General features: G+C 54.7%; 19 protein-coding genes. 12 read left to right on the top strand and 7 right to left on the bottom strand.

Translation table 11 applies throughout. The features are described from left to right. Positions 1-3 precede the first annotated feature (3 nt). The 4 genes from BFP70_RS21080 (at position 4) to metA (ending at position 3,592) form a co-directional block, all read left to right on the top strand. Positions 4-174 (top strand): hypothetical protein, encoded by a 171-nt coding sequence (locus BFP70_RS21080; RefSeq protein ID WP_176715565.1) that lies wholly within the window; start codon positions 4-6, stop codon positions 172-174. Between the two features lie 209 nt (positions 175-383). After that, a complete protein-coding gene (locus tag BFP70_RS12840) occupies positions 384-1,595 on the top strand; it encodes an outer membrane protein transport protein (RefSeq protein ID WP_066012054.1) in 1,212 nt (403 codons plus the stop codon). A 142-nt stretch (positions 1,596-1,737) separates the two neighbouring features. Then, entirely contained in the window at positions 1,738-2,592 is an 855-nt protein-coding gene (locus BFP70_RS12835; RefSeq protein WP_066012053.1) for an ATPase, read from the top strand. Between the two features lie 79 nt (positions 2,593-2,671). Continuing rightward, positions 2,672-3,592, top strand: a complete 921-nt coding sequence (metA, locus tag BFP70_RS12830) for a homoserine O-succinyltransferase (RefSeq protein WP_066012052.1) — start codon at positions 2,672-2,674, stop codon at positions 3,590-3,592. Between the two features lie 24 nt (positions 3,593-3,616). On the opposite strand, the gene BFP70_RS12825 is transcribed toward metA, so the two are convergent. From BFP70_RS12825 to BFP70_RS12805, 5 genes are all read right to left on the bottom strand, one after another. After that, entirely contained in the window at positions 3,617-6,109 is a 2,493-nt protein-coding gene (locus BFP70_RS12825; RefSeq protein ID WP_066012051.1) for a DUF3772 domain-containing protein, read from the bottom strand. Beyond that, positions 6,106-7,137 carry a cysteine synthase A gene (locus BFP70_RS12820; protein WP_066012050.1) on the bottom strand — a complete coding sequence of 344 codons (1,032 nt, stop codon included), beginning with the start codon at positions 7,135-7,137 and terminating at the stop codon, positions 6,106-6,108. Before BFP70_RS12820 ends, BFP70_RS12825 begins: the two co-directional genes overlap by 4 nt. Positions 7,138-7,358: 221 nt before the next feature. Next, complete coding sequence (locus BFP70_RS12815) at positions 7,359-8,513, bottom strand: NUDIX domain-containing protein (protein ID WP_176715564.1); 1,155 nt, start codon at positions 8,511-8,513, stop codon at positions 7,359-7,361. A gap of 35 nt (positions 8,514-8,548) precedes the next feature. Then, positions 8,549-8,995, bottom strand: a complete 447-nt coding sequence (locus BFP70_RS12810) for a TrgA family protein (RefSeq protein ID WP_066012048.1) — start codon at positions 8,993-8,995, stop codon at positions 8,549-8,551. Positions 8,996-9,189: 194 nt separating this feature from the next. After that, positions 9,190-10,602: a deoxyribodipyrimidine photo-lyase gene (locus tag BFP70_RS12805; RefSeq protein WP_066012047.1), complete on the bottom strand. Its 1,413-nt coding sequence runs from the start codon at positions 10,600-10,602 to the stop codon at positions 9,190-9,192. Positions 10,603-10,874: 272 nt separating this feature from the next. Between BFP70_RS12805 and BFP70_RS12800 the strand changes: the two genes are divergently transcribed. The 3 genes from BFP70_RS12800 to BFP70_RS12790 all read left to right on the top strand — a co-directional run bounded on the left by BFP70_RS12800 (position 10,875) and on the right by BFP70_RS12790 (position 14,830). Then, entirely contained in the window at positions 10,875-11,936 is a 1,062-nt protein-coding gene (locus BFP70_RS12800) for an extracellular solute-binding protein (protein ID WP_066012046.1), read from the top strand. Between the two features lie 386 nt (positions 11,937-12,322). Next, positions 12,323-12,808, top strand: a complete 486-nt coding sequence (locus BFP70_RS12795; protein ID WP_066012045.1) for a hypothetical protein — start codon at positions 12,323-12,325, stop codon at positions 12,806-12,808. 165 nt (positions 12,809-12,973) lie between these two features. Next, complete coding sequence (locus tag BFP70_RS12790; RefSeq protein ID WP_066012044.1) at positions 12,974-14,830, top strand: ABC-F family ATP-binding cassette domain-containing protein; 1,857 nt, start codon at positions 12,974-12,976, stop codon at positions 14,828-14,830. Between the two features lie 89 nt (positions 14,831-14,919). Here the strand turns inward: BFP70_RS12790 and BFP70_RS12785 are convergent, their stop codons facing one another. Next, complete coding sequence (locus BFP70_RS12785; protein WP_066012043.1) at positions 14,920-15,738, bottom strand: MipA/OmpV family protein; 819 nt, start codon at positions 15,736-15,738, stop codon at positions 14,920-14,922. A 227-nt stretch (positions 15,739-15,965) separates the two neighbouring features. On the opposite strand from BFP70_RS12785, the gene BFP70_RS12780 reads away from it, so the two are divergent. From BFP70_RS12780 to BFP70_RS12770, 3 genes are all read left to right on the top strand, one after another. After that, positions 15,966-16,964, top strand: a complete 999-nt coding sequence (locus BFP70_RS12780; RefSeq protein WP_066012042.1) for a Fe(3+) ABC transporter substrate-binding protein — start codon at positions 15,966-15,968, stop codon at positions 16,962-16,964. 117 nt (positions 16,965-17,081) lie between these two features. After that, positions 17,082-18,014 carry a nucleoside hydrolase gene (locus BFP70_RS12775; protein WP_066012041.1) on the top strand — a complete coding sequence of 311 codons (933 nt, stop codon included), beginning with the start codon at positions 17,082-17,084 and terminating at the stop codon, positions 18,012-18,014. Positions 18,015-18,088: 74 nt separating this feature from the next. Further along, positions 18,089-19,516 (top strand): YdiU family protein, encoded by a 1,428-nt coding sequence (locus BFP70_RS12770; RefSeq protein WP_066012040.1) that lies wholly within the window; start codon positions 18,089-18,091, stop codon positions 19,514-19,516. 10 nt (positions 19,517-19,526) lie between these two features. Here BFP70_RS12770 and BFP70_RS12765 read toward each other — a convergent pair whose 3' ends face one another. Beyond that, positions 19,527-20,198 carry a hypothetical protein gene (locus BFP70_RS12765; protein WP_066012160.1) on the bottom strand — a complete coding sequence of 224 codons (672 nt, stop codon included), beginning with the start codon at positions 20,196-20,198 and terminating at the stop codon, positions 19,527-19,529. Positions 20,199-20,364: 166 nt separating this feature from the next. Between BFP70_RS12765 and BFP70_RS12760 the strand changes: the two genes are divergently transcribed. Continuing rightward, entirely contained in the window at positions 20,365-21,087 is a 723-nt protein-coding gene (locus tag BFP70_RS12760; protein ID WP_066012039.1) for an endonuclease/exonuclease/phosphatase family protein, read from the top strand. A 173-nt stretch (positions 21,088-21,260) separates the two neighbouring features. Further along, entirely contained in the window at positions 21,261-22,535 is a 1,275-nt protein-coding gene (gene eno / locus BFP70_RS12755) for a phosphopyruvate hydratase (RefSeq protein WP_066012038.1), read from the top strand. Positions 22,536-22,612 lie beyond the last annotated feature (77 nt).

The following is a 22,612-nucleotide window of genomic DNA, read 5'->3' as shown; positions in this document are numbered from 1 at the left end:
GATATGCCAAATTCATCCGAAAAAAAGGCCACAAAAACCACACCGGCCCGCTCAGTGCCCTACATTCCCGCGCCACGCTATACGTTGTGGCTGCCAAGCCTGCTTGCAATCACGCTATCAGTGGTTTGGTTGGGCGCCATCGGCGCAATCAATTTGGCGCAGAAAATACTGTAAGCCCGCTTAATTTATCAATAAATTATGGCGTTCCTGCACCAGTTCGATCCGACATTTCAGTTTTATTTACCCCTTCGACACAGTTTCAATTGACAGGTTTATCAGCCAACCGCCAAGAGACGCCACGTCACAAATCAGCTCAATTGATTCACATTGGCGTCATGCTAGGCTCAATCCCTAGCTTTGGGAGAAGACTGGGAGGAAAGCTCATGAAAGCAGTTATTACTGGCGCCACATGGCTTGCATTAACAGCAAGCACGGCACTGGCGGGCGGCATCGAACGTTCGTCACAATCTGTTGGAATTCTGTTCGAAGACGGCAATTATGCTGAATTCAGCATGGGCCGCGTGCAGCCCAAAGTATCCGGAACACAACAAGATATCACCTTTGGTAATACGCCAATTGTGGTGTTGCCGGGCGGCGGATCATCGGGGGATGTTGCGCCCGATTACAATACCTATGGTTTGTCGGTGAAAACCGAGATCACCGAAGGACTGCATTTTGCAATGATCCTGGATGAAGCGATCGGCGCAGATGTGTCCTATACCAACCCGGCCTATCTGTATGGCGGTCAAGCGGCACTGGGCTTGGGGATCCCCGGCGGGACCGTCTCGGCGGCCGATATCAATTCAATCGCCTCTACCGCGTTGCTTCGCTATGAATTGCCAAATAATTTCAGCGTTATCGGCGGGGTTCGCGCAATCCGCACCAAGGGCACCGTGTCGCTGTTCAACGGCTATGGTATGACAACGAATGACGCGACTGACTTTGGCTATGTCTTGGGTGTCGCCTGGGAAAAGCCCGAAATCGCAGCCCGCGTCGCACTGACCTATAATTCCGCAGTCACGCATGATTTCGACACCACCGAGTCTATCAATGGCAGCACCATTTTGGTGGATAAGATGGAAGTAGAAATCCCGCAATCGGTCAATCTGGAGGCCCAAACTGGGATTATGGCGGATACATTGCTATTTGGCTCTGTCAAATGGGCGCAATGGTCGAAATTTGAGATTGCTCCACCTGCCTATATGAACATCTCTAACCCCTACCAAGAGCCTTTGGTATCACATGATGAAGACAGCTGGACCTATACGCTGGGCGTCGGGCGCAAATTCAATGACACATGGTCGGGCGCGGCCTTTGTCAGCCATGAAACCGGCGAAAGCGGTTATTCAGGCAACCTGGGGCCGACCGATGGAAATACATCCCTTGGGTTGGCGGCGACATGGCAAAAAGACAATGTCAAAATCACCGGCGGCGTGCGCTATGTCATGATTGGTGACGCAGAAACCGAGGTTCCGGCAGCGATTGGCAATGGCACTGGCAATTGCACCGCCACGCAGCGCGATTGCGGCACCTTGGGGAAATTTCGTGACAACCATGCCGTCGCCTTTGGTCTGCGCATCGGCTTTAACTTCTGATCCAGCCTTCAAATCACGATTTCAAAACGGTCCGCCCCAATGGCGGGCCGTTTTGTATTTCACCGTGACAAAGGGGCGTGACGGCGACACCAAGGCGCGATACACCCAAGCCAGAGCAAAACACCAAATAAAGGGCCGCGCGATGATCTATCCAACCCGTGCCAACTGGCTGGCAGCACAGAAAAAACATGTGCTTCTGTTTGGCATGTCCGGGCTTGGAAAAACCTATGTGTCGAACATGTTGCGCGATTCCGGTTGGTTTCACTACTCTATCGATTACCGCATTGGTACACGCTATATGGGGGAATATATTGCGGATAATTTCAAACGCGAGGCGATGAAAATTCCGCTGCTGCGTGAATTGCTGTTGCAAGATGCGGTGGAGCTGCGCTCGAACATCAGCTTTGATAACCTTGCGCCGCTATCGACCTATCTGGGAAAACCTGGTTCACCGATGAAAGGCGGCTTGCCCTTTGCCGATTACATGGTGCGCCAAAATCAGCATCGCCGTGCGGAAACCCAAGCGCTGCTGGACAGTGAATATTTCATTCGCCGCTCTGCCGAGATTTACGGTATCGGCGATTTTGTCTGCGATACTGGTGGCTCTATCTGTGAAGTGGTGGATCCCGATGACCCCAATGACCCGATCCTGACCGCATTGTCGTCGAAGATGTTGATGGTTTGGATTGAAGGGTCTGATGCCCATACAGAAGAGCTTGTCCGCCGTTTTGATCGCGCGCCCAAGCCCATGTATTACCAGCCCGAATTTCTGGAACGCAAATGGGTGGAATATCGTGTCGAACGCGGCCTGCGCGAAGAAGAGGTCAACCCGGATGATTTCGTGCGCTGGACCTATGCGCAGGCACTGGCGCACCGCCAACCCCGCTATGATGCGATGGCGCGCAACTGGGGGATCACGGTCAAAGCCGAAGATGTGGCCCTTGTGCGCGACAAAAAAGATTTTACATCCCTGATCGCGCAGGCCATGCCCGCCTAACTGACATTAGCACTTCTTACAGTTTCATACGCCAAGACCAAAAGACCGGGCACCATGCCCATGCAGTAGGACGAAACCGATGCCGATTACTTTGCCGCAATCCCTGCCCGCCTTTGACATTTTGTCGAAAGAGGGTGTGATGGTGATTTCGCCAGGCCGTGCGGCAACGCAGGATATTCGCCCGATCCGCATCGGTTTATTGAACCTAATGCCTAAAAAGATCCAAACTGAAAACCAATTTGGCCGCTTGATCGGCGCAACCCCCTTGCAGATAGATTTTCAGCTGATCCGTATGAGCGAACATCAGGCGAAAAATACCGCCGCCGACCATATGGAACAATTCTATCGCCCCTTCACGGAAGTAGAGGCGTCGGGCGAGAAATTCGACGGGCTGATCATCACCGGCGCACCGATTGAACATCTGCCGTTTGAAGATGTGACCTACTGGGACGAATTGCAGCGCGTGTTTGAATGGACACGCACGCATGTATTTTCGACCTTTGGCGTGTGCTGGGGTGGTATGGCGATGGCCTATCATTTCCACGGCATCGCCAAACATATCCTGACGGAAAAGCAGTTTGGCTGCTTCCGGCATCGCAATTGTCAGCCCGCTTCGCCCTATTTGCGTGGGTTTTCAGATGATTGCCTTGTGCCTGTTTCGCGCTGGACAGAGATGCGCCGCTCCGAGATGGAGGCAGCCGGCCTGACCATGCTGCTTGACAGCGACACTACCGGCCCATGTTTGGTGCAAGATGTGGCAGCGCGTGCGCTTTATGTATTCAATCATTTTGAATATGATAGCACGACGTTGAAAGACGAATATGATCGTGATGTATTGGCCGGAAAGCCGGTCACCGTGCCAGAAAATTACTACCCTGATGATGATCCAAACCAAGCACCGCTGAACCGCTGGCGCAGTCATGCGCATCTTCTATATGGCAATTGGATTAATGAAATTTACCAGGGCACACCCTATGACATCATGTCCATCGGTAAGTAATATCGCCAGCAGATGGGGCGCGGCTTAGCGCCCCCCATCGCCATCTGCCCCGCCAGAATCTGCTGGACTGTCTTGCAGCCCTTCGCCCGGCGCAGGTGTGCCCAGCTTATGCGGCTGATCATCCAGCTTTGGCTCGGGCGGTTTGGGCTGGGGCTGGCGCCCGGTCAAAACCTCTGCGTTACGCAGCCACAAATCACGTTGGGCAAAGGGAATTTCAATCCCTTCTTCGCGGAACCTTGCGTTAATCTGATGGTTCATTTCCGACATTACGCGCAGCTTGAAATTCACGTCAGACAAGATCACACGGGCTTCAAAATTCATGCTGTCGGCCCCGAAACTGGTGAAGACCACCTGTGGTTCGGGGTTCAGCATGACGGTTGGCTGGGCCTCGGCGATTTCCAGCAAAATCTGCTCCACCTTGCGGGTATCGGTGCCATATGCCACGCCCACGGGCACGATAAGACGCCCGGTCATATTCCCTCGGGTCCAGTTCGTTACCTGATTGGCAATCAAATCAGCATTGGGGACAATAACTTCGGTCCGGTCGAATGTTTCAATTCGGGTGGAGCGAACCGAGATCGCCTTCACCACCCCCATTTGCCCCCCGACTTCAATCCAATCGCCTTCGGAAATCGGGCGTTCCACCAACAAAATAATCCCAGAGACAAAGTTCTGGACGATAGTTTGCAGGCCAAACCCCACGCCGACCGAAAGCGCGCCTGCGACAATCGCCAATGACGACAGGTTGATCCCAGCCGCCGAAATGCCCATCAATGCTGCCAGGAATACCCCAAGGTAGCCCACACCGGACACGATGGCATTTTGCCCGCCCTTGTCGATCGTCGTTTTTGGCAAGATGGTTGTGCGCAGCGCACCTTGCAAAATTCGGGTTGCCATATAGCCGATGGTGAAAACCGCGGCCAATGTCATGAAGACAGCGGGCGAAATCTGCACACCGCCAAGGTCAATTCCCTGCCGGAACGCCGTCCAAACCTCCAGCAGTCCTTCAACCCGCGCGCCCCAGATCAGTGCAAGCACAGGTAGTGATAGCAAGCCCAGTAAAAAACCCGCCAGAACGGGGATCAAACTGTCACGCCCGTCATCCTCACGTTTGGTGACAACTACATACATTTCGGCCAGGAAATGCTGCAAAATCAGCACTACACCGGCCAGCATGAGCGAAAGAATAGTTGACCAAATCAGTCCGTTTGCCGCATTCACATAGCCGATCCCCCCCAGCACAGGGCTGACAATCGACACAGCGAGGATCAATGTCGCGATCAAACGGATCAGCGTGTTGCGAAATGCACCAGCATCATCGGTGTTATCAGAATTATGCACATGGCGGCGCAGCAATTGCCCCAATCGGAACAAAGCCATGCAGGCCGCGACCTGCAGCGGAAACACCAAAACGGCAAGCCCGCCATCAATACGCGTGGCCGCATCGCTGGCTGCCTGCGCCGTTTGCCCCCCACCGAGCATCAGCGGATCTGCTTGGGCGATGATCCAATCACCCAATTGTTGTTTGATTGCCAGCAGCACACCCAAAATCAGGGTCAACAGACGGCCTTCGGCGCGACGCTCTGCCAATAGTGTGAAGGGAGAATCCGCACGGTCGCGCGACGGAAAAATCCGTCCTGCCAGCCAGGCGGAAAACAAGATGATCAGCGCGATGCCGCCAACGACGGCAATCAAGCCTTTCCACAGGCTGCCAAACAGATCAGTTTCCACAAGGGCCGTCAAAAACAGCGTTGTGCCAATCATCGGCACGATGATTTGACCAATCGACACGACGGTTTCGATCACCATGCGCGCGCGCAAAGATGACCTATCCAACAGCTTTACCGAGACGCGCTGCATGAAACTGCGCCCGCGCCATAGCAAGATCACCGACACAAAGAACAGGCCCGCGATGACCGGACCATTGTCTTTCATCGCCTCAAACCGCTGTGTGTCTTGGGCGCGTTCGGCCGTCTCTGAATAGAGATTGGTCACAAGGCTGGAAGTCAAAGTCAGCGCGGACGCCCAATTGATCGGGTTTAGCGGCGATGGCGACAAGCGCAGCAATTTATCGGTAGACCGTGTACGCAGCTCTGCATCGATAGCGCGCACCAATCCGTCCGCCCGGGTCGAGGCTTCGGTGGCAGTAATCCCGGGCGCTTGCAGCTTGCCCAGTTGATCATTCAGATCCTTGCGCCGTGCCGCAATCGCCTCATCTTCCGTATCGCCCTCCGCCGGGGCAGGTCCAAGCGCATCGATCTGATCGCGTAACGTCTGGATTTGGTTGGCATTCGCGTCACGGGCACTGTGAAATTCGGACCGGAGCGACACGATATTCTGGCGGAGAGCTTCCAGCTCGGAATCGCTGGCTTTTCCCTCATCCAGCGTGGTCTGCGCCTGATCGGCAAAGCTTTGCCATGCCTGGTAATCGGGCAGTGAACTATCCTGCGCCGCAGCAAGCCCAGCATATGCAAGGCAGGTGACGAACGCCAAAAGGCGCAGGATAGATCGGATCATTCGGCATAGACCTCGGGCAGATCGCGTGGTTCACGGTCCAGCCATTCAGGCACCGGCAAGCCCTTTTCCTTCAAGAACTCTGGGTTGAACAGCTTTGACTGATATCGATTACCATAGTCACATAGCACAGTGACGATCGTATGGCCCGGGCCCAAATCCTTGGCCATTCGCATCGCACCAGCGATATTGATCCCTGAGGACCCGCCCAGCACCAGCCCCTCTTCCTGAACCAGATCAAACACAATCGGCAGCGCCTCTGCATCTGGCACATTATATGAGAAATCAGGCGTAAACCCTTCAAGATTTGCGGTAATGCGACCCTGGCCGATACCTTCGCTGATTGATGATCCTTCGGCCTTCAGTTCACCGGTGGTGTAAAAACTGTGCAACGCTGCGCCATCGGGATCGGCCAACGCGACCTTTACACCCTTGGGCTGCAACACCATCCCGGTGCCGGCAAATGTTCCGCCCGACCCGACAGAGCAGACAAAACCATCAACCTTGCCACCTGTTTGATCCCAGATTTCCGGTCCAGTGGTCTGAATATGGGCTTCACGGTTGGCTGTGTTGTCAAACTGATTGGCCCAGATCACGCCGTTAGGGTCGGTCTTGGCCAGTTCTTTGGCCAAACGTTCCGAGTAGCGGACATAATTATTTGGGTTTTTATAGGGCGCTGCGGGCACCTGCACCAGCTCTGCGCCTGCCAGGCGGATCATGTCTTTCTTTTCCTGGCTTTGGGTTTCGGGGATCACAATAACCGTGCGGAAGCCCATTGACGCGCCCACCAGCGCAAGGCCGATACCGGTGTTGCCGGCAGTGCCCTCAACAATCGTGCCACCCGGTTTCAGCTGCCCCTTGGCAATCGCATCGCGAATGATGAACAACGCAGCACGATCCTTGATCGACTGACCGGGGTTCATGAATTCAGCCTTGCCGAGGATGTTGCACCCGGTCAGCTCCGACGCTTTTTTCAGCTTGATCAGGGGCGTATTGCCCACTGTCGCCGCGAGATCGTCGCAAACCCTCATGATCCTCTCCTTAGCATTTGGCATATCTTTGGACTACAGACTTAGGCTGCGCGCGTCGCCGCCTCAAGTCATATCCGAAGGATTGAAAGCATTCGCCCTGTCAACACGACGAAAATCTGACCAACATCGGTCAGATTGGCATAACGCCTGTCCTAATATCGCCCGGTTCCACGAAAACAGCCGCCCAAATATCTGCGCAGATCCGGGATTTACGCCTAATATCATTTGGATGGGCTCGTTGCCGCCTGGGCACGCAGATCCGCCCGCGCCCGCAACAATGCGAAGGCACAGATCAACGCCGGACCATTGTTCAACTCTCCACTGTCGACCAGCGCCATCAATTCGTCAAAACTGATAAGATGAGGGCGAATATCCTCTCCTTCGTCTTCAAGGCCACCGGCCTGTGCAGCCCCATCGGGCAAATCCGCAATGCCGATATAACAATAGACATATTCCGACTTCGCACCCGGTGACGGATAAAAATCTGGCGCGGCCACAAGACGGTCGATCACAACGCCCGCCTCCTCTGCCCCTTCGCGCAATGCGGCCTGTTCAGGTGTCTCGCCCGGATCAATTCGCCCGGCAATCGCCTCCAACAGCCATGGGTTATGATCCCCGCGCGCCAAAGGCCCAGGGCGAAACTGTTCAATCAGCAACACCCGGTCACGCACCGGATCATAGGGCAACATCACCGCCGCATCGCCCGACACAAAGACAGCACGCTCCAGCGGCGCGCTCATCGTGCCGGAAAACTTACGGTGGCGCAGGCGGTATTCCTCAACAGCGAAGAATTTCGCATATGGAATCGCAATATCTTCCACCACCACATCCTGTGGGCTTGCGTGAAAGCGGCGCTGTGCGGTTTGGCCGATGTGCTGTGCGCGCAAACGTGACGCAGCCCGCAGCAGCATTTGTGGACCACGCGCCATCGCCTGTCGCGGCGCCATCTGTCCCAAAGCAGCGATTAAATCGCCGGCTGCCTCGGTTGCGATATCGCCCCAATGCTCGCACCAGTCACTCAAATGCCAGGCATCGCCCGGCGTCCATTGGTCAGTATCGGGCAAAAAGACACGTGCAGGAACCGGCCCTTCGATTCCATCCAAGAATACATCGACCCCATGCAGGCCAAACCCATCTTCATAGATCCTAAGCCGTTCGTCTTCTTGGGGTGTTAAGGTTTCGATCAAAACCCCCGGCGTGCCGCCATCCGGGGTTTTCACCAAAATTGGGAAGGGCAAGTCGGCCCCATTTTGCCGCGCGACATGCGGGTCATACCCATCCAAATAAGCCGGCTTCATATCAGGCATACGGCCCAAAACACGGGCCAAAAGCGGTGGGTAACTAAGTGTGCCGTAGAAAAAATACTGATGAGTCACATCATTGCCCATGGTCTAGGCGCGTTTTGCGCAGCTTAGGGCCAGCGGCTGCCTGCCCATCTGCTTAACATAGTAGTGACCACGGCACCGACAAACAACATCACCACAATATCAGGACGAAACACTTCCAAACCCACATGCGCGCCTTGGGCGATCACATCGGTCAACGCATCCATTGGTCCATCATAACGCATCAACATCGCTCGGTGCAGCATTTGCAGCGCCCCCAGAAACCCCAGGACACAGATTGTAAGATAAAACGCCGCGCGGCATCCAACGGAAACCGCAGCACCATAGCCGCGCATCCGGGCCGGGCCAATCACCCGCCAGCCCAGCAAAACTCCAAAGGCAATCGATACCCCCAGAACACCTTCGGTTTTCGTGCCCGCAGGAAGATATTGCAGCAGTGACACGGTCGTAATACCCGCTGTCGTCGCCAGTCCGGCACAACCGAACAATTTCGCCGCCGTCGGCATACGCATATGAGAATTCCGGACCGTCACGCGTTGCATACGCTATCTTCCCTAACTTATGTCGCGCCCAACAGCGCCATCGTGGACACATATCTGCGGTCCGCGTGCGAACAGACTGGCTGTAGAATATGGCTAAAATAGGGAAAATCTGATGTGCATTTCGCAATCACGTTACTGTGTTGTGATTGCAGACATATCCATGCCTACGATTTGAAATCCTGATAGGCCTCCAATGCTGCCTCACGTCCAGCTTTCAAATCGACAATCGGCTTGGGATAACGCTGGGACGCATCCAGCCCCCATGATTTTGGAACCGCCTTAAAAAAGGCCTGCGCTGTTTCGGCCGGCGGATCTTGCCCTTCGGCAATAAACGCCCGGCGATAGGTTTGATCCCCGTCGAATTTCTCCGCCTGCGTGGCCGGGTTAAATACCCGAAAATATGGTGACGCATCTGGGCCACATCCCGCCACCCATTGCCAACCCATCGCATTGGAAGCCGGATCCCAATCAATCAAACACTCTTCAAACCAGCGCCGCCCAACACGCCAATCCACCCGCAGATGTTTGGTCAGATATGATGCTACAATCATTCGCGCACGGTTGTGCATCGTACCCGTGACATACATCTCCCGCATGGCGGCATCCACAAATGGCTCCCCTGTCATGCCGCGCCGCCACAGCTCGGCATCATCATTGTCATCGTGCCAAACAAAATCGCGCCATTCCTTACGCCATGTCTGATCGGGCAACTGCGGGAAATGATACATCAGATGCCAGGCAAATTCCCGCCAGACCAATTCTTTCAAAAAATGCTCTGCCCCTGACGCGCCTTCTTCCATCCGCCGCCAACCTGCGTGCCAAATCACCCGAGGGCTGATCTCGCCATAAGTCAAATTTTCCGACAGGCCAGACGTCGCGTGATGGGACGGGATATCGCGATTTGCCTTATAGCTATCAATCTTTTCTTCCGTAAAACGGCGCAAACGGTCCAGCGCGGCCGCCTCCCCTACCTGAACATGCCCAGCGACAACTTGCGCGCCCCGCTGCATCCCATCACCCAAACCCCAATCGCGCAACGCGTCGCTTTCAGGCCAGTCCGCAGGTGCCGACCATTTCTCGACTACACGCACAGGTGCATTAACGCCCCGGTCCTTTACCGCACGCCAATAGGGGGTATAAACTTTATATGCTTCGCCTTTTTGCGTTGCGACCGACCAAGGCTCAAACAATAAATGGCCGGCATGGCTGACCGCCTCAATCCCTTGCGCTTTCAGGGCCGATTTCACCTCAGTATCACGCGCAATCGCTTCTTCATCATAGGCCCGCGACCAATGCACAGCCACCGCTCCCGTGACAGAAATCATCTCTTGCAAAACGCGCAACGCGTTTCCGCGGCGTAAAATCAATCGCCCACCACGTTCACTCAACGCCTTAGCAAAAGCCTCGATCGCCAAACCCAGGCGCCATTTTGGCGCAGCCCCCAAACCTTCGATCTGCGCATCACAAATGAACAAGGCAATAACGGGTGCGCCCGTCTCATGGGCTGCCATCATCGCACGATGATCATGAAACCTGAAATCCCTGCGAAGCCACAAGATCACCGGTGCCTGTGCCATGCCCATTCCCTCCTCGGCCAACCAAAATTACACCTCCAGATAAACGCCAAATGCAATTGGTCCACTGCTTCACTTTCATCTTGCCGAAAATATCCCGGGGGATCCCGGTTTCAGGGGCATTATGCCCCTGAAACCGGGATCGGGGCAGAGCCCCTCTGACTCAGAGGATTGTTGCTAGTGCCATCCGCTCCTTCACGCAAAAACACTCTTGTGAGCGTAATTACCTCGTTCTAGCGTCCTATCAAGGCAATCACGATGTGGGATGAAACTGAATGACATATATTACGACGCGATTGGGCGCCCTTGCCCTTGCAACCGCGCTTCCGCTGATCGCGCAACCGACCCAGGCTGCGGATACGGATCTACTGGTTTTCGACTGGTCAGGTTTTGAACTTCCCGGGCTTCTGACATCGTATCAGGAGAAAAATGGCGATGTTCCCAGCTACACATTCTACGGTGATGATGACGAAGCCTATCAAAAAATTGCCTCGGGCTTTAAGACCGATATCGCGCATCCCTGCTCTCAGATGGTGTCAAAATATCGCGATGCGGGCCTGATTGAGCCATGGGATGTCTCGCGCATTCCAGAGTTTAAAAACATTGACCCCAAATACTTAGCATCGGATATTTTCTCTGATGACCAAGGCGTATGGTATATCCCCACTGATTGGGGTGTCACTGCCATCGCCTACAATCCCGAAGAAGTTCCGGCCGAAGATGTCGCAAGCCTTAATGTTTTCTTGAACCCGAAATATGAAGGCCGGATTTCGCTGCCCGACAGTTCCGATGATGTTTGGGCGCTTGCCTATTTGGCAACGGGCGTGACCGATTGGACCGACGTGACAGATGCGCAATTCCAAGCCGCCGCGGATTGGCTGCGCGAAGCCAATAAAAACGTCCAGTCCTATTGGTCTGACCCTGCCGAACAAGCCCAGACCATGGCATCGGGCGAAGTCTTGATTTCATGGTCATGGAATGACGGCGTGGCCTATCTACAGGCTGATGGGTACCCGGTCGCCTTTCAACGCGAAGCGGCAGAGGGCTCGTCGACCTGGTTTTGCGGTATGGTCAATATGAAAGAGGGGCCCGGTTCTGAAGATAAAGCCTATGATTTTATCAACTCATGGCTCAGCCCCAGCTCGGGGCAGGTTTTGGTGGATGAAATGAACTATGGCCACACGAATTTGACTGCAATGGAACAGGTTGCGCAGGCGGATTTGGAAACCGCAGGTCTGACCCAAATCGACGCACCAATCTTGGCGCAGACCCCAAATGACCCTGCCCTGCGCGAACGCCAGCTGGCAGAGTTCGAAAAGATCAAAGCCGGATTCTAATCCCCGTATAAACGGCAAAACCCGGGCGGCGCAGTCCAGCGCCGCCCGGTGTCATTTTCGACCGCAAGACGGCGGCTGGCTATGCCCTATAACGGGCAATAATAACGAAATATTGATGACCAAATCGTCCAGAGCACATCTACCGGGAAAAACTATCATATTGATTTTAAATGTAAGAAAAGGCACTTGACAGGTTCATAAATCAACTTGGGTTATTAACTTTTTGGTAATTAATTTGTAGCAAATATGGCCGAACAAAGATATAAAAACACTACCCGTAGATGACCGTTCAACCAGTGCCGCCATATCTTCTCGCAGCTTTGCCTAAGCTGCCGTAGGATTATCAATGTGGCTGTTAAGATCACGAGCAGATCATGTGTCTAAGTATGACGAGCGAATTGCAGCGCCTTGCAAAAGATTGGCGTGAGGCAGCAACGCTGCGCACAGAAAGAAGCGCCACAAGCGGATCACTGAAAGCGAGCTCATATCGTGCGATGATCCAAGCCGCAGAGCTGTATCGCACCAATCTGAAATCAGCCTGCATTCACCAAGCCCAAATCGCGAAATTCTGGAGCGATAAAGCAGAGCGTTTGCAGCCGAAAGATGCGACCTCGGTCAGATCTGCGTTACATGCACCGTCTTTCAACGCGCAATTGATTTCGGCCCAGGTGAAAGCCCAGACCGCACGTGAAAATCTGGCGCGGGCCGAACACATTTTGCAGCTCAAAGGCCCCGATCTGGAGGCACAGGTGCAACATTGGACTGCCCTTTTAGAAGATGAACTTAGCCAGGACAGCACACCGACGCCGCGTCCAAGATGGTATCTGGACGTGCTGCCTGCCACAGGCACGTATCGCTTGAAAGCAGCCTGAGCCTTTTCCCTACTGCCGCTATCGACGCCACGGACGCCCTTTGCGCGGCATTGAGCCCCGAAAAGGGCGGTCGGTGGCCTGCGCCACCTCCAGCGCCGGTCCAAATCGTCATACACAGTTAGTTTGGCGATTGACCTGGACGATTGGCTGAGGCATGGCTCAACTATGCTAAATATCTCTGATATCACCTATGCCGTTGAAGGTCGCACGCTATTTGAAGGCGCGTCGGCCACAATCCCTGACGGGCATAAGGTCGGCCTTGTAGGTCCCAACGGTGCGGGTAAAACCACGCTTTTCAAAATCATCCGTGGCGAGCTGTCGCTGGAAGGCGGCGACATCAGCCTGCCCTCGCGCGCCCGCGTGGGCGGTGTGGCACAGGAGGTTCCGTCATCATCGACCTCCTTGCTTGATACGGTCTTGGAAGCTGACACAGAGCGTGCCGCATTAATGGCCGAAGCCGAAACGGCAACGGATCCGACGCGGATCGCGGATATCCAAACCCGATTGACCGATATTGATGCCTGGTCCGCGGAGGCGCGGGCCAGCTCTATCTTGCGGGGTCTGGGGTTTGACGCACAGGCACAGTTGAAACCATGCTCGGATTTTTCGGGCGGATGGCGGATGCGGGTGGCTTTGGCCGGAGTTCTCTTTGCGCAACCTGACCTGCTGCTGCTGGACGAGCCAACCAACTATCTGGATCTGGAAGGCGCGCTTTGGCTAGAGCAATATCTGGCAAAATATCCGCACACGGTCATGGTGATCAGCCACGACCGCGGGCTGTTGAACCGGGCTGTGGGCGCGATTTTGCATTTGGAAGGCAAAAAGCTGACGCTGTATACCGGCGGATATGATAGTTTCGCGCGCCAACGCGCTGCCAATCGCGAACAACAAGCTGCCGCAGCGAAAAAACAAGACGAACGTCGCGCGCATTTGCAAAGCTTTGTCGATCGCTTCAAAGCCAAGGCCAGTAAAGCAAAACAGGCGCAATCGCGCGTGAAAATGCTGGAGAAGATGGACACGATCACTGCGCCAGAAGATGCGGCCAAACAAGTCTTCACCTTTCCCAAACCGGAAGATCTTTCTCCGCCCATCGTCGCCATTGATGGTGGCTCGGTAGGGTATGATGGCAAGGCCGTGTTGCAGCGATTGAACCTGCGCATTGATCAAGATGACCGCATCGCGCTGCTGGGCAGAAACGGTGAGGGCAAATCAACCCTATCGAAATTGCTGGCCGACAAACTGCCGTCCATGGGCGGCAGCGTAGTGAAATCTTCCAAGCTGCGTGTCGGATATTTTGCCCAGCATCAGGTGGATGAACTGGACCTTGGTGCAACGCCTTTGGTGCATTTGCAACGGCTGCGCCCTGGTGAAGGACAATCACGATTACGCGCAAGGCTCGCCGGCTTTGGACTGGGCGCAGATCAAGCCGATACCAATGTCGGCAAGCTGTCAGGTGGGCAAAAAGCCCGGCTATCGCTGTTGCTGGCAACGATTGATGCGCCGCATATGCTGATTTTGGATGAACCGACGAACCACCTTGATATCGAAAGCCGTGAGGCGTTGACCGTCGCGCTGAATGATTACTCGGGCGCGGTGATCTTGGTCAGCCACGATATGCACCTTCTGTCACTGGTTGCGGACCGTTTGTGGCTGGTCAAAGGTGGGCGTGTTGCCCCCTATGAATTTGATCTGGACACCTATCGCGGTGAATTATTGGCCGGCGATCCGGACGACAAACCCAAAGTCGAAAAGAAAGAAAAGCCCAAACCCGTCAAAGCCCCGCGCGATAAAATTCAGATGCTGCGTGCCGATGTGCGCAAGTCTGAGGAACGGGTCGAAAAGCTGGGTGAGATGATCAAGAAGCTGGATGACATTCTGGCCGATCAGGCGCTGTACCTTCCCGGCCGGGCCAATGATGCGGCCAAGTGGCAAATGAAACATGCCGAGGCGCGTGACGCGATGAACCGCGCTGAAGCACTATGGCTAGAAGCCCTGGAACGGTTGGAAAAAGCTGGTGGATGACGGCCGCACACCCGCACATTTGATCGACTGATCACATAGAAAAGGCCGCCGGAAAAGGCGGCCTTTTCTATTGCATTTCATATGGTGGATCAGATGGCGCCCATGCGGAACACACGTGTCACATCCAAATTAAAGCGCCACTGCTCATCCGAACCAACCTTCGTGATCGGGCTGTCGCCTGCATCGCTGATCAGCTTGTCATAACGCAGGGTGGATTCCAGACCCCAACCGCTGTCAAAGCTGTAACGCGCGCCCAGCTCAACACCTGCAGACAAGAAACCGCCATCGGCGTCAAACGCTGCAAGCGCCCCGCCCGATGCCGCCGATTCTGCCGCCGTCACACCGTAATAGGTCTGTGCAAATTTCTCGGTGCCCCAAAACGCACGCGGCCCCATCGTCAATGTCAGATTCTCCATCGGCTGCGTCACAAAATCGGCGCCAACCTCACCCACCCAAGTGTTATGGCCGGTCACACCGTAGCGCACATCACTGAACAGTTTCAGATTGTCGATTTCGTAGTTCAGGCCCAAGCCAAGTTCGATCGAATCTTCGACATCATCCATACCAAACAATTCGGGATATTCGCTTGTGTCGCGCTCCCCAACATATCGGAACGAACCAGAGACCGAAAAGCCCATGTTGCGCGCATTCGGATCGGTGTTGCCGATCATCGTGCCGTTATAGTTCAGCGCGTGAAAACGAATAACCATATCCGGGCCAGTGGTGAATTCATCAGACCCCGGATATTTTGGTGCAACAGCCACACCGGCACCCAATGTGAAAATCGCACCGGTCCCGCTGGATTGGCTGGACATGCGCGGTTGGGAATAGCTGTAGCCGTCGGCCTCTTGGGCATGTGCCAACACAGGCGCAACAAGCAGCGGTAGGATCATGGAAACTCGGGTCACGGGCGGACTCCTAGGGTAAGATTCGGTCTTTGTTCGGTGATACCGCATGACACGCATGCGAGCAAAGCCGATCACAAAATCACGATATTTCGTCGCAAACCTGTTGCACACATGACGGCAAAATAGCTGAAGAAATAGCTTTGCCTTATATTCGTAATCGTTTAGGTAATTCCTGACAATTTTTATCGGACGCAAAACGCGCCCGATTGTAACTGTAAGGAACCGACATGACACGCATGACAACCGCCCTGATCGCCCTGTGCGCTGCCAGCCCCGCATTGGCAGATGTGAACGTCTATTCTCACCGCCAGCCGGAATTGGTGCAGCCGCTGTTTGATGCGTTCACAAAAGAGACCGGCATTGGCGTCAATGTTGCTTATATTTCCAAAGGGATGGTTGAACGTTTGCAGGCCGAAGGTGCGCGATCGCCAGCTGATCTGGTGATGACCGTCGATATCGCGCGGTTGGCACAAGTGGTGGATGCCGGCGTGACCCAAGCCGTTGATGACCCTACCCTAAACGATGCGATCCCGGCAGAATTCCGCGACCCGGCCAACCATTGGTTCGGGCTGACAAGCCGCGCACGTATCGTTTACGCGTCGAAGGACCGTGTGGCGGATGGCGAAGTCACTACATATGAAGATCTGGCAGACCCCAAATGGAAAGGCCGCATCTGCACGCGCTCTTTCACCAACGACTACAACGTTGCTCTGACCGCTGCTTATTTGCTGCATCACGGTGAAGATGCCACGAAGACCTGGCTGACCGGGCTGAAAGCCAATCTGGCGCAAAAACCAGAGGGGAATGACCGCGCACAGGTAAAATCCATTTGGTCGGGCGTATGCGATATCAGCCTGGGCAACACCTATTACATGGGCCAAATGGTCAATGACGACACACAAAAAGAATGGGCGGACTCCGTGCGCATCGTCTTCCCTACTTTTGAAGAGGGCGGCACACATATGAACATTTCGGGTGCGGCCATGACCGCCTCGGCGCCGAACCATGATGACGCGCTGAAATTGATGGAGTTCCTGGCGTCCGATACAGCACAGGAAATCTATGCCGAAACCAACCATGAATTTCCGATCAAAGAAGGCGTGGCACGGTCCGAGCTGGTGGAAAGCTGGGGTACGTTCACGCCTGATGTCTTGAACCTGACGGATATTTCCGCGGCACGCCCAGCGGCATTGAAGTTGATCGAAGAAGTGAACTTTGACGGGTAACCGATTGATATAAAACTCATATCAAATACATCAACGTGCACCATAAAATCGATGGGCCGTTGATCTGGACAAGACAGCTGTTGCGCGTCACTGTGGCGAAAACACAAGGCGCGCAACATGCAAAAAATCATTATCGACACCGACCCCGGTCAAGACGATGCCGTGGCAATCCTGCTTGCTTTGGCCAGCCCCGAGCTTCAGGTTTTGGGGATCACCTGTGTAGCAGGCAATGTGCCGCTGCCGTTAACAACGCTGAACGCGCGTAAGATCTGCGAACTGGCCGGACGGACGGACATAGAAATCTTTGCGGGCTGTGATGCGCCCATCAAACGCAAGCTGATCACAGCGGAACATGTTCATGGCAAAACCGGTTTGGACGGGATTGAACTGCCTGCGCCGACCATGCCTTTACAAGATCAGCATGCTGTTGATTTCATTATTGAAACGCTACGTGCTGCGCAGGACCATGAGATCACGCTTTGCCCGCTTGGCCCATTAACCAATATTGCCACCGCATTGACCCGGGCACCCGATATTGCCATTAAAATCAAACAGATCGTATTGATGGGCGGCGCTTATTTTGAAGTTGGGAATATTACCCCAACCGCAGAATTCAACATTTATGTCGATCCCGAAGCTGCTGAAATTGTTTTTAAATCCGGCATTGACCTTGTCGTGTTGCCGTTGGATGCCACGCATAAGGTTTTGACCACACGTGCCCGTATGGACCGGATCAAGGCATTAAACACGCAAATCGCGCAGGCCGTCATCAGCTGGACCGATTTCTTTGAACGGTTTGACATGGAGAAATATGGCTCTGACGGGGCGCCGCTACATGATCCATGTGTCATCGCCTATTTGCTGCAGCCTGACATCTTTACCGGGCGGTATATCAACGTTGAAATCGAAACGCAGTCCCAGCTGACACTGGGAATGACGGTTGCCGATTGGTGGGGCGTGTCTGGGCGCAAGGCGAATGCCACCTTTATGGGGGATGTCCGCGCGGATGCGTTTTATGAGCTTCTGACACAGCGCCTGTCGCAGCTATAGCCTTTGCGCGCAAAACCGTGCTGGGGGTGTCATTCGCTTCACTACGCTTTATATCTGATGCAAAGGGGATCCCCATGACCATCACGTTTGACAACAGTTACAGCCGCTTGCCTGAACAATTTCACGCACGGACAGACCCAACCCCGGTGGCGAACCCAACATTTATTGGTATGAACGATGGGCTGGCACGGCGACTGGGGCTGGACCTCGACTGGTTGCGGGGCCCCGAAGGGCTGGCCATGATGTCGGGAAATCGCGTCCCAGACGGCGCCGCCCCTTTGGCCCAGGCCTATGCTGGGCATCAATTTGGGGGGTTTGTACCGCAGTTGGGCGACGGCCGTGCAGTCTTGTTGGGCGAGGTCATCGCGCCGGACGGCGCACGCTTTGACATACAGCTGAAAGGTGCTGGGCCCACCCCGTTTTCGCGCCGTGGTGACGGGCGTGCTTGGGTCGGCCCCGTCATCCGCGAGTATATCGTGTCAGAGGCGATGGCCGCTCTTGGTGTTCCCACCACACGGGCCTTGGCTGCGGTGCGCACCGGCGAGGATATTTTGCGCGACATGCGTCACCGTCCCGGGGCCGTCTTAACCCGGGTTGCCGCCAGCCATATCCGCGTTGGAACGTTTCAATTTTTCGCAGCCCGCGGCGATAGTTCTAGTGTAGATTTGCTTTGCAACCATCTGATTGAACGACATTATCCTGATTGCACCACGCCTTTGGATCTGCTGCGCGCCATTGTGCGCGCTCAGGCAGAACTCATCGCAGCCTGGATGAGCTTTGGCTTCATCCATGGGGTGATGAACACGGATAACATGGCAGTTTCGGGGGAAACAATCGATTATGGTCCCTGTGCTTTCATGGACGGGTATCACCCGCAAACTACGTTCAGCTCTATCGATAGGAACGGCCGCTATGCCTATGGTGCGCAACCACAAATGGCGGTCTGGAACCTTGCGCAATTGGCGACCAGCCTTGTACCACTAATGGGCGATCAGGACAGTGCCATCGAACAGGCCACTGAGGCTGTGAACGGGTTTGTGGACCATTATCAGGCCGCATGGCTGCGCCGCTTTGGGGCGAAAATCGGCCTGTCACATCCCACCATTGACGATGTGCCATTGATTCAAGAATTGCTGAATATAATGGCCGCTGACCAAGCTGATTTCACGCGCGTGTTCAGTGGCTTACGGCGCAATACGGAATCCGCATGGGCGGAGTTTACCTCGGTCGGGCCATTTGAGGACTGGCTGGACAAATGGCATGAACGACTGCGCGACGCGGCCAACCCTCAGGCCATTATGGCAAGTGCAAACCCTTTACGGATCCCGCGCAACCACCAGGTAGAGGCCGCCATTGTCGCCGCCGAAGCCAAAGATTACGCGCCCTTTGATCGATTGAATGCGGCGCTGCATGCCCCCTATAGCGAGACGGATGACTTCGCTGATATGGAGCTCGCACCGCGCAGTGATGAACGGGTCATGCGCACATTCTGCGGCACATAAAGAATATACTCTAAGTTTTTCTTCTTAAGCGAAATTTCTTAAAACGACGGCGGTTTTTTGAGATGAAGTCGTTAAACATGTCGCGGGTAAAACCCGGCCCGCGACCAAACAGATAGGCCCAGCCGGCAAGCGCGCCAAGGCTGGCACCAATAACATCAACGATCAAATCGCCCATCGTGTCCGTCAGACCCGATTTTTGCATATTGGTGCCAAAAATTTGGTCCATACCGAATTCAAAAATCTCCCATATCGCGCCGATACTGACCGCGAAGCTAAAGGCGATCAGCGCCATTGCCCAGCGAGGCGCCGCATAAGAGTCCCCCTCAAACATCATGAAAACAAAAAGAAAACCTACCAACCCAAAACCCAAGGCCGAACTGCCATGCAGCGCGATATCCCACCACCAAAAACGGTTATAAAAATCAAACGCCTCACCCAGAAAGATCGTCGCGAAGATAAACGCTGTCATTGCGACCATTAAGGAGGTGGGAAGCCGGATCTGTATCCTAGAGCTGGCATAGATTGGAACCAGGGTCAGCGCAAAGGTCAGGAACGCCACACCCGCCAAAGGCCATTGCCGTTCAAACAGCGCCAGCCCAAATTCAAACCCAAGCATCAGCCAGATCAGCCGCACCGGCCAGCTTTGTCGGCGCATCTCGCGCAGGTGTGTCAAGATTTTCATATACATGTTTTAGCGCATCACCGCCGCGTGCCAAGATCGCTGTGATAAATAACAAACAGTTTTACATTGATCGCGTGACATTCCTGACGTGGTTGTTATGTGAAGGTAAGCCAGCATGCCAATAAGCATGCATATGAAATGCAAACCATGTGAAAATCTGTGATTAATGACCCTACGAATCGCTTCATATAATCTGCACAAATGTGTCGGTATCGACCGGCGGCGTGATCCAGGCCGGACGATCGAGGTCATAAATCAACTGAATGCTGACGTGATCGCTTTACAGGAGGTGGATCGTCGGCTGGGCGCACGCCCGGCTGCGCTGCCCGCGAAAATGATCGAAGAAGAAACGGATTTTCAAACCATAGACCAACCACGCACAGGCCCGGACAGCCTTGGCTGGCACGGTCAGGCAGTTTTGGTCAAACGCGGCACACGGGTTTTGGATTGCACTGGGATAGAGCTGCCCGGAATGGAATCGCGCGGTGCCTTGAAGGTGCGCATTGCCCCAGACGGCGGCAAGCCGTTCTTGCTTGTGGCCGCGCATCTGGGGCTGCGCCGCGCAGATCGCCGGGCACAATGGACCCGGATTGCCAAGGAGTTGCTGGATGCTGCACCATCCCCCGCCTTGGCCATCGGGGATTTCAATGAATGGTCCATGCGTTCTGGCTTTGAGGCACTGGGCGCATTTGAAATCCATGCCCCTGGCGCGACCTACCCATCGGTCGCCCCTGTTGGAAAATTGGACCGCCTTGTCACCTGTGGCCGGGCGCAAGTGTCGCGCATAAGCGTTTGTGATACACAACTGAGCCGGCGTGCATCCGATCACCTGCCAATTTATGCCGATGTCGCAGGCTTGATTGAGGCGGCAAGACCGCTGCGCCGTTAGCCCCGAAAAGCGGCAAAAACCATTCCCCACCATGCGCTTGCAGAAAAATTGGTGAGTATCGGCGCTAACAGTCGTGTTAACGCAAACATGACCCTTTCGCCCGGTATTTTCGGCGGCTATAGCTTAACCCGGCCCGCATCGGAGCATTCAGCTAACCTGAAGGGAAGAGACAGATGAGCACGATCATCGACATTCACGCGCGTGAGATCCTTGACAGCCGGGGCAACCCGACGGTTGAGGTCGACGTGATCCTTGAAGACGGAACATTGGGCCGCGCTGCCGTGCCCTCGGGTGCCTCAACTGGTGCCCATGAGGCCGTGGAACGCCGCGATGGCGACAAAGCCCGCTATATGGGCAAAGGCGTGCTGGAAGCAGTCATGGCCGTAAATGGCGAAATCGCCGAAGCCCTGGTTGGCATGGATGTCACCGATCAAGTCGATCTGGACAATGCCATGATCGAACTGGACGGCACGCATAACAAAGGGCGCCTGGGTGCCAATGCGATCTTGGGCGTTTCGCTTGCCGCAGCCAAAGCCGCAGCAGATTACACCACGCAACCTCTGTATCGCTATGTTGGCGGCACCTCGGCCCGCGTTTTGCCGGTTCCAATGATGAACATCATTAACGGCGGCGAACATGCGGATAACCCGATTGATATCCAGGAATTCATGATCATGCCGGTCAGCGCGGACAATATCCGTGAGGCGGTTCGCATGGGCTCCGAAGTATTCCACACGCTGAAAAAAGAACTGACAGCCATGGGGCTGTCGACCGGTCTTGGTGATGAGGGTGGCTTTGCCCCTGCCCTAAATTCCACAAAGCAGGCGTTGGACGTGATCTTGGCGTCGATCGAAAAGGCCGGGTATAAACCCGGTGAGGATATCTTCCTTGCGATGGATTGCGCGTCGACGGAATATTATAAGAACGGCAAATATGAGATGGTCGGCGAAGGTCTGTCGCTGACATCGGAAGAAAATGCCGATTATCTTGCGAAACTCTGTGAAGACTATCCGATCATTTCGATCGAGGACGGGATGTCTGAGGATGATTGGGAAGGCTGGAAAATCCTGACCGAGAAGCTGGGCGATAAAATTCAGCTGGTCGGTGACGATTTGTTCGTGACCAATCCAACCCGTTTGGCTGATGGCATCAAGCAAGGCGTTGCGAATTCGATGTTGGTTAAAGTGAACCAAATCGGCACATTGACCGAAACGCTGCAAGCGGTCGATATGGCCCATCGCGCGCGCTACACCAATGTGATGTCGCACCGCTCTGGCGAGACAGAAGACGCGACCATCGCGGATCTGGCAGTCGCCACGAATTGCGGCCAGATCAAAACCGGCTCGCTTGCGCGGTCGGACCGGTTGGCAAAATACAATCAGCTGATCCGTATCGAAGAAGCGCTGGGTGAAAGCGCGATCTATGCAGGTCGTTCAATCTTGAAATAATCCCCTTGGGATAGGCTTTAAGCAAAACAAAGGCCCCGGCGAGAGATCCTCGTTGGGGCCTTTTGATTTGGCCTTTT

The organism is Thioclava sp. SK-1 (genome assembly GCF_001705665.1).
In the GTDB taxonomy this organism is placed as follows: domain Bacteria; phylum Pseudomonadota; class Alphaproteobacteria; order Rhodobacterales; family Rhodobacteraceae; genus Thioclava.
This window is presented reverse-complemented; position numbering and strand designations above follow the sequence as displayed.

Excerpts from the sequence above, each read along its gene's own strand:
- eno (WP_066012038.1), top strand. The coding sequence starts at position 21,261 with ATGAGCACGATCATCGACATTCACGCGCGTGAGATCCTTGACAGCCGG.
- metA (WP_066012052.1), top strand. The coding sequence starts at position 2,672 with ATGCCGATTACTTTGCCGCAATCCCTGCCCGCCTTTGACATTTTGTCG.
- BFP70_RS12790 (WP_066012044.1), top strand. The coding sequence starts at position 12,974 with ATGCTAAATATCTCTGATATCACCTATGCCGTTGAAGGTCGCACGCTA.
- BFP70_RS12795 (WP_066012045.1), top strand. The coding sequence starts at position 12,323 with ATGACGAGCGAATTGCAGCGCCTTGCAAAAGATTGGCGTGAGGCAGCA.
- BFP70_RS12760 (WP_066012039.1), top strand. The coding sequence starts at position 20,365 with ATGACCCTACGAATCGCTTCATATAATCTGCACAAATGTGTCGGTATC.
- BFP70_RS12775 (WP_066012041.1), top strand. The coding sequence starts at position 17,082 with ATGCAAAAAATCATTATCGACACCGACCCCGGTCAAGACGATGCCGTG.
- BFP70_RS12820 (WP_066012050.1), bottom strand. The coding sequence starts at position 7,137 with ATGAGGGTTTGCGACGATCTCGCGGCGACAGTGGGCAATACGCCCCTG.
- BFP70_RS21080 (WP_176715565.1), top strand. The coding sequence starts at position 4 with ATGCCAAATTCATCCGAAAAAAAGGCCACAAAAACCACACCGGCCCGC.
- BFP70_RS12825 (WP_066012051.1), bottom strand. The coding sequence starts at position 6,109 with ATGATCCGATCTATCCTGCGCCTTTTGGCGTTCGTCACCTGCCTTGCA.
- BFP70_RS12835 (WP_066012053.1), top strand. The coding sequence starts at position 1,738 with ATGATCTATCCAACCCGTGCCAACTGGCTGGCAGCACAGAAAAAACAT.
- BFP70_RS12770 (WP_066012040.1), top strand. The coding sequence starts at position 18,089 with ATGACCATCACGTTTGACAACAGTTACAGCCGCTTGCCTGAACAATTT.
- BFP70_RS12805 (WP_066012047.1), bottom strand. The coding sequence starts at position 10,602 with ATGGCACAGGCACCGGTGATCTTGTGGCTTCGCAGGGATTTCAGGTTT.
- BFP70_RS12810 (WP_066012048.1), bottom strand. The coding sequence starts at position 8,995 with ATGCGTATGCCGACGGCGGCGAAATTGTTCGGTTGTGCCGGACTGGCG.
- BFP70_RS12780 (WP_066012042.1), top strand. The coding sequence starts at position 15,966 with ATGACACGCATGACAACCGCCCTGATCGCCCTGTGCGCTGCCAGCCCC.
- BFP70_RS12765 (WP_066012160.1), bottom strand. The coding sequence starts at position 20,198 with ATGAAAATCTTGACACACCTGCGCGAGATGCGCCGACAAAGCTGGCCG.
- BFP70_RS12800 (WP_066012046.1), top strand. The coding sequence starts at position 10,875 with ATGACATATATTACGACGCGATTGGGCGCCCTTGCCCTTGCAACCGCG.
- BFP70_RS12840 (WP_066012054.1), top strand. The coding sequence starts at position 384 with ATGAAAGCAGTTATTACTGGCGCCACATGGCTTGCATTAACAGCAAGC.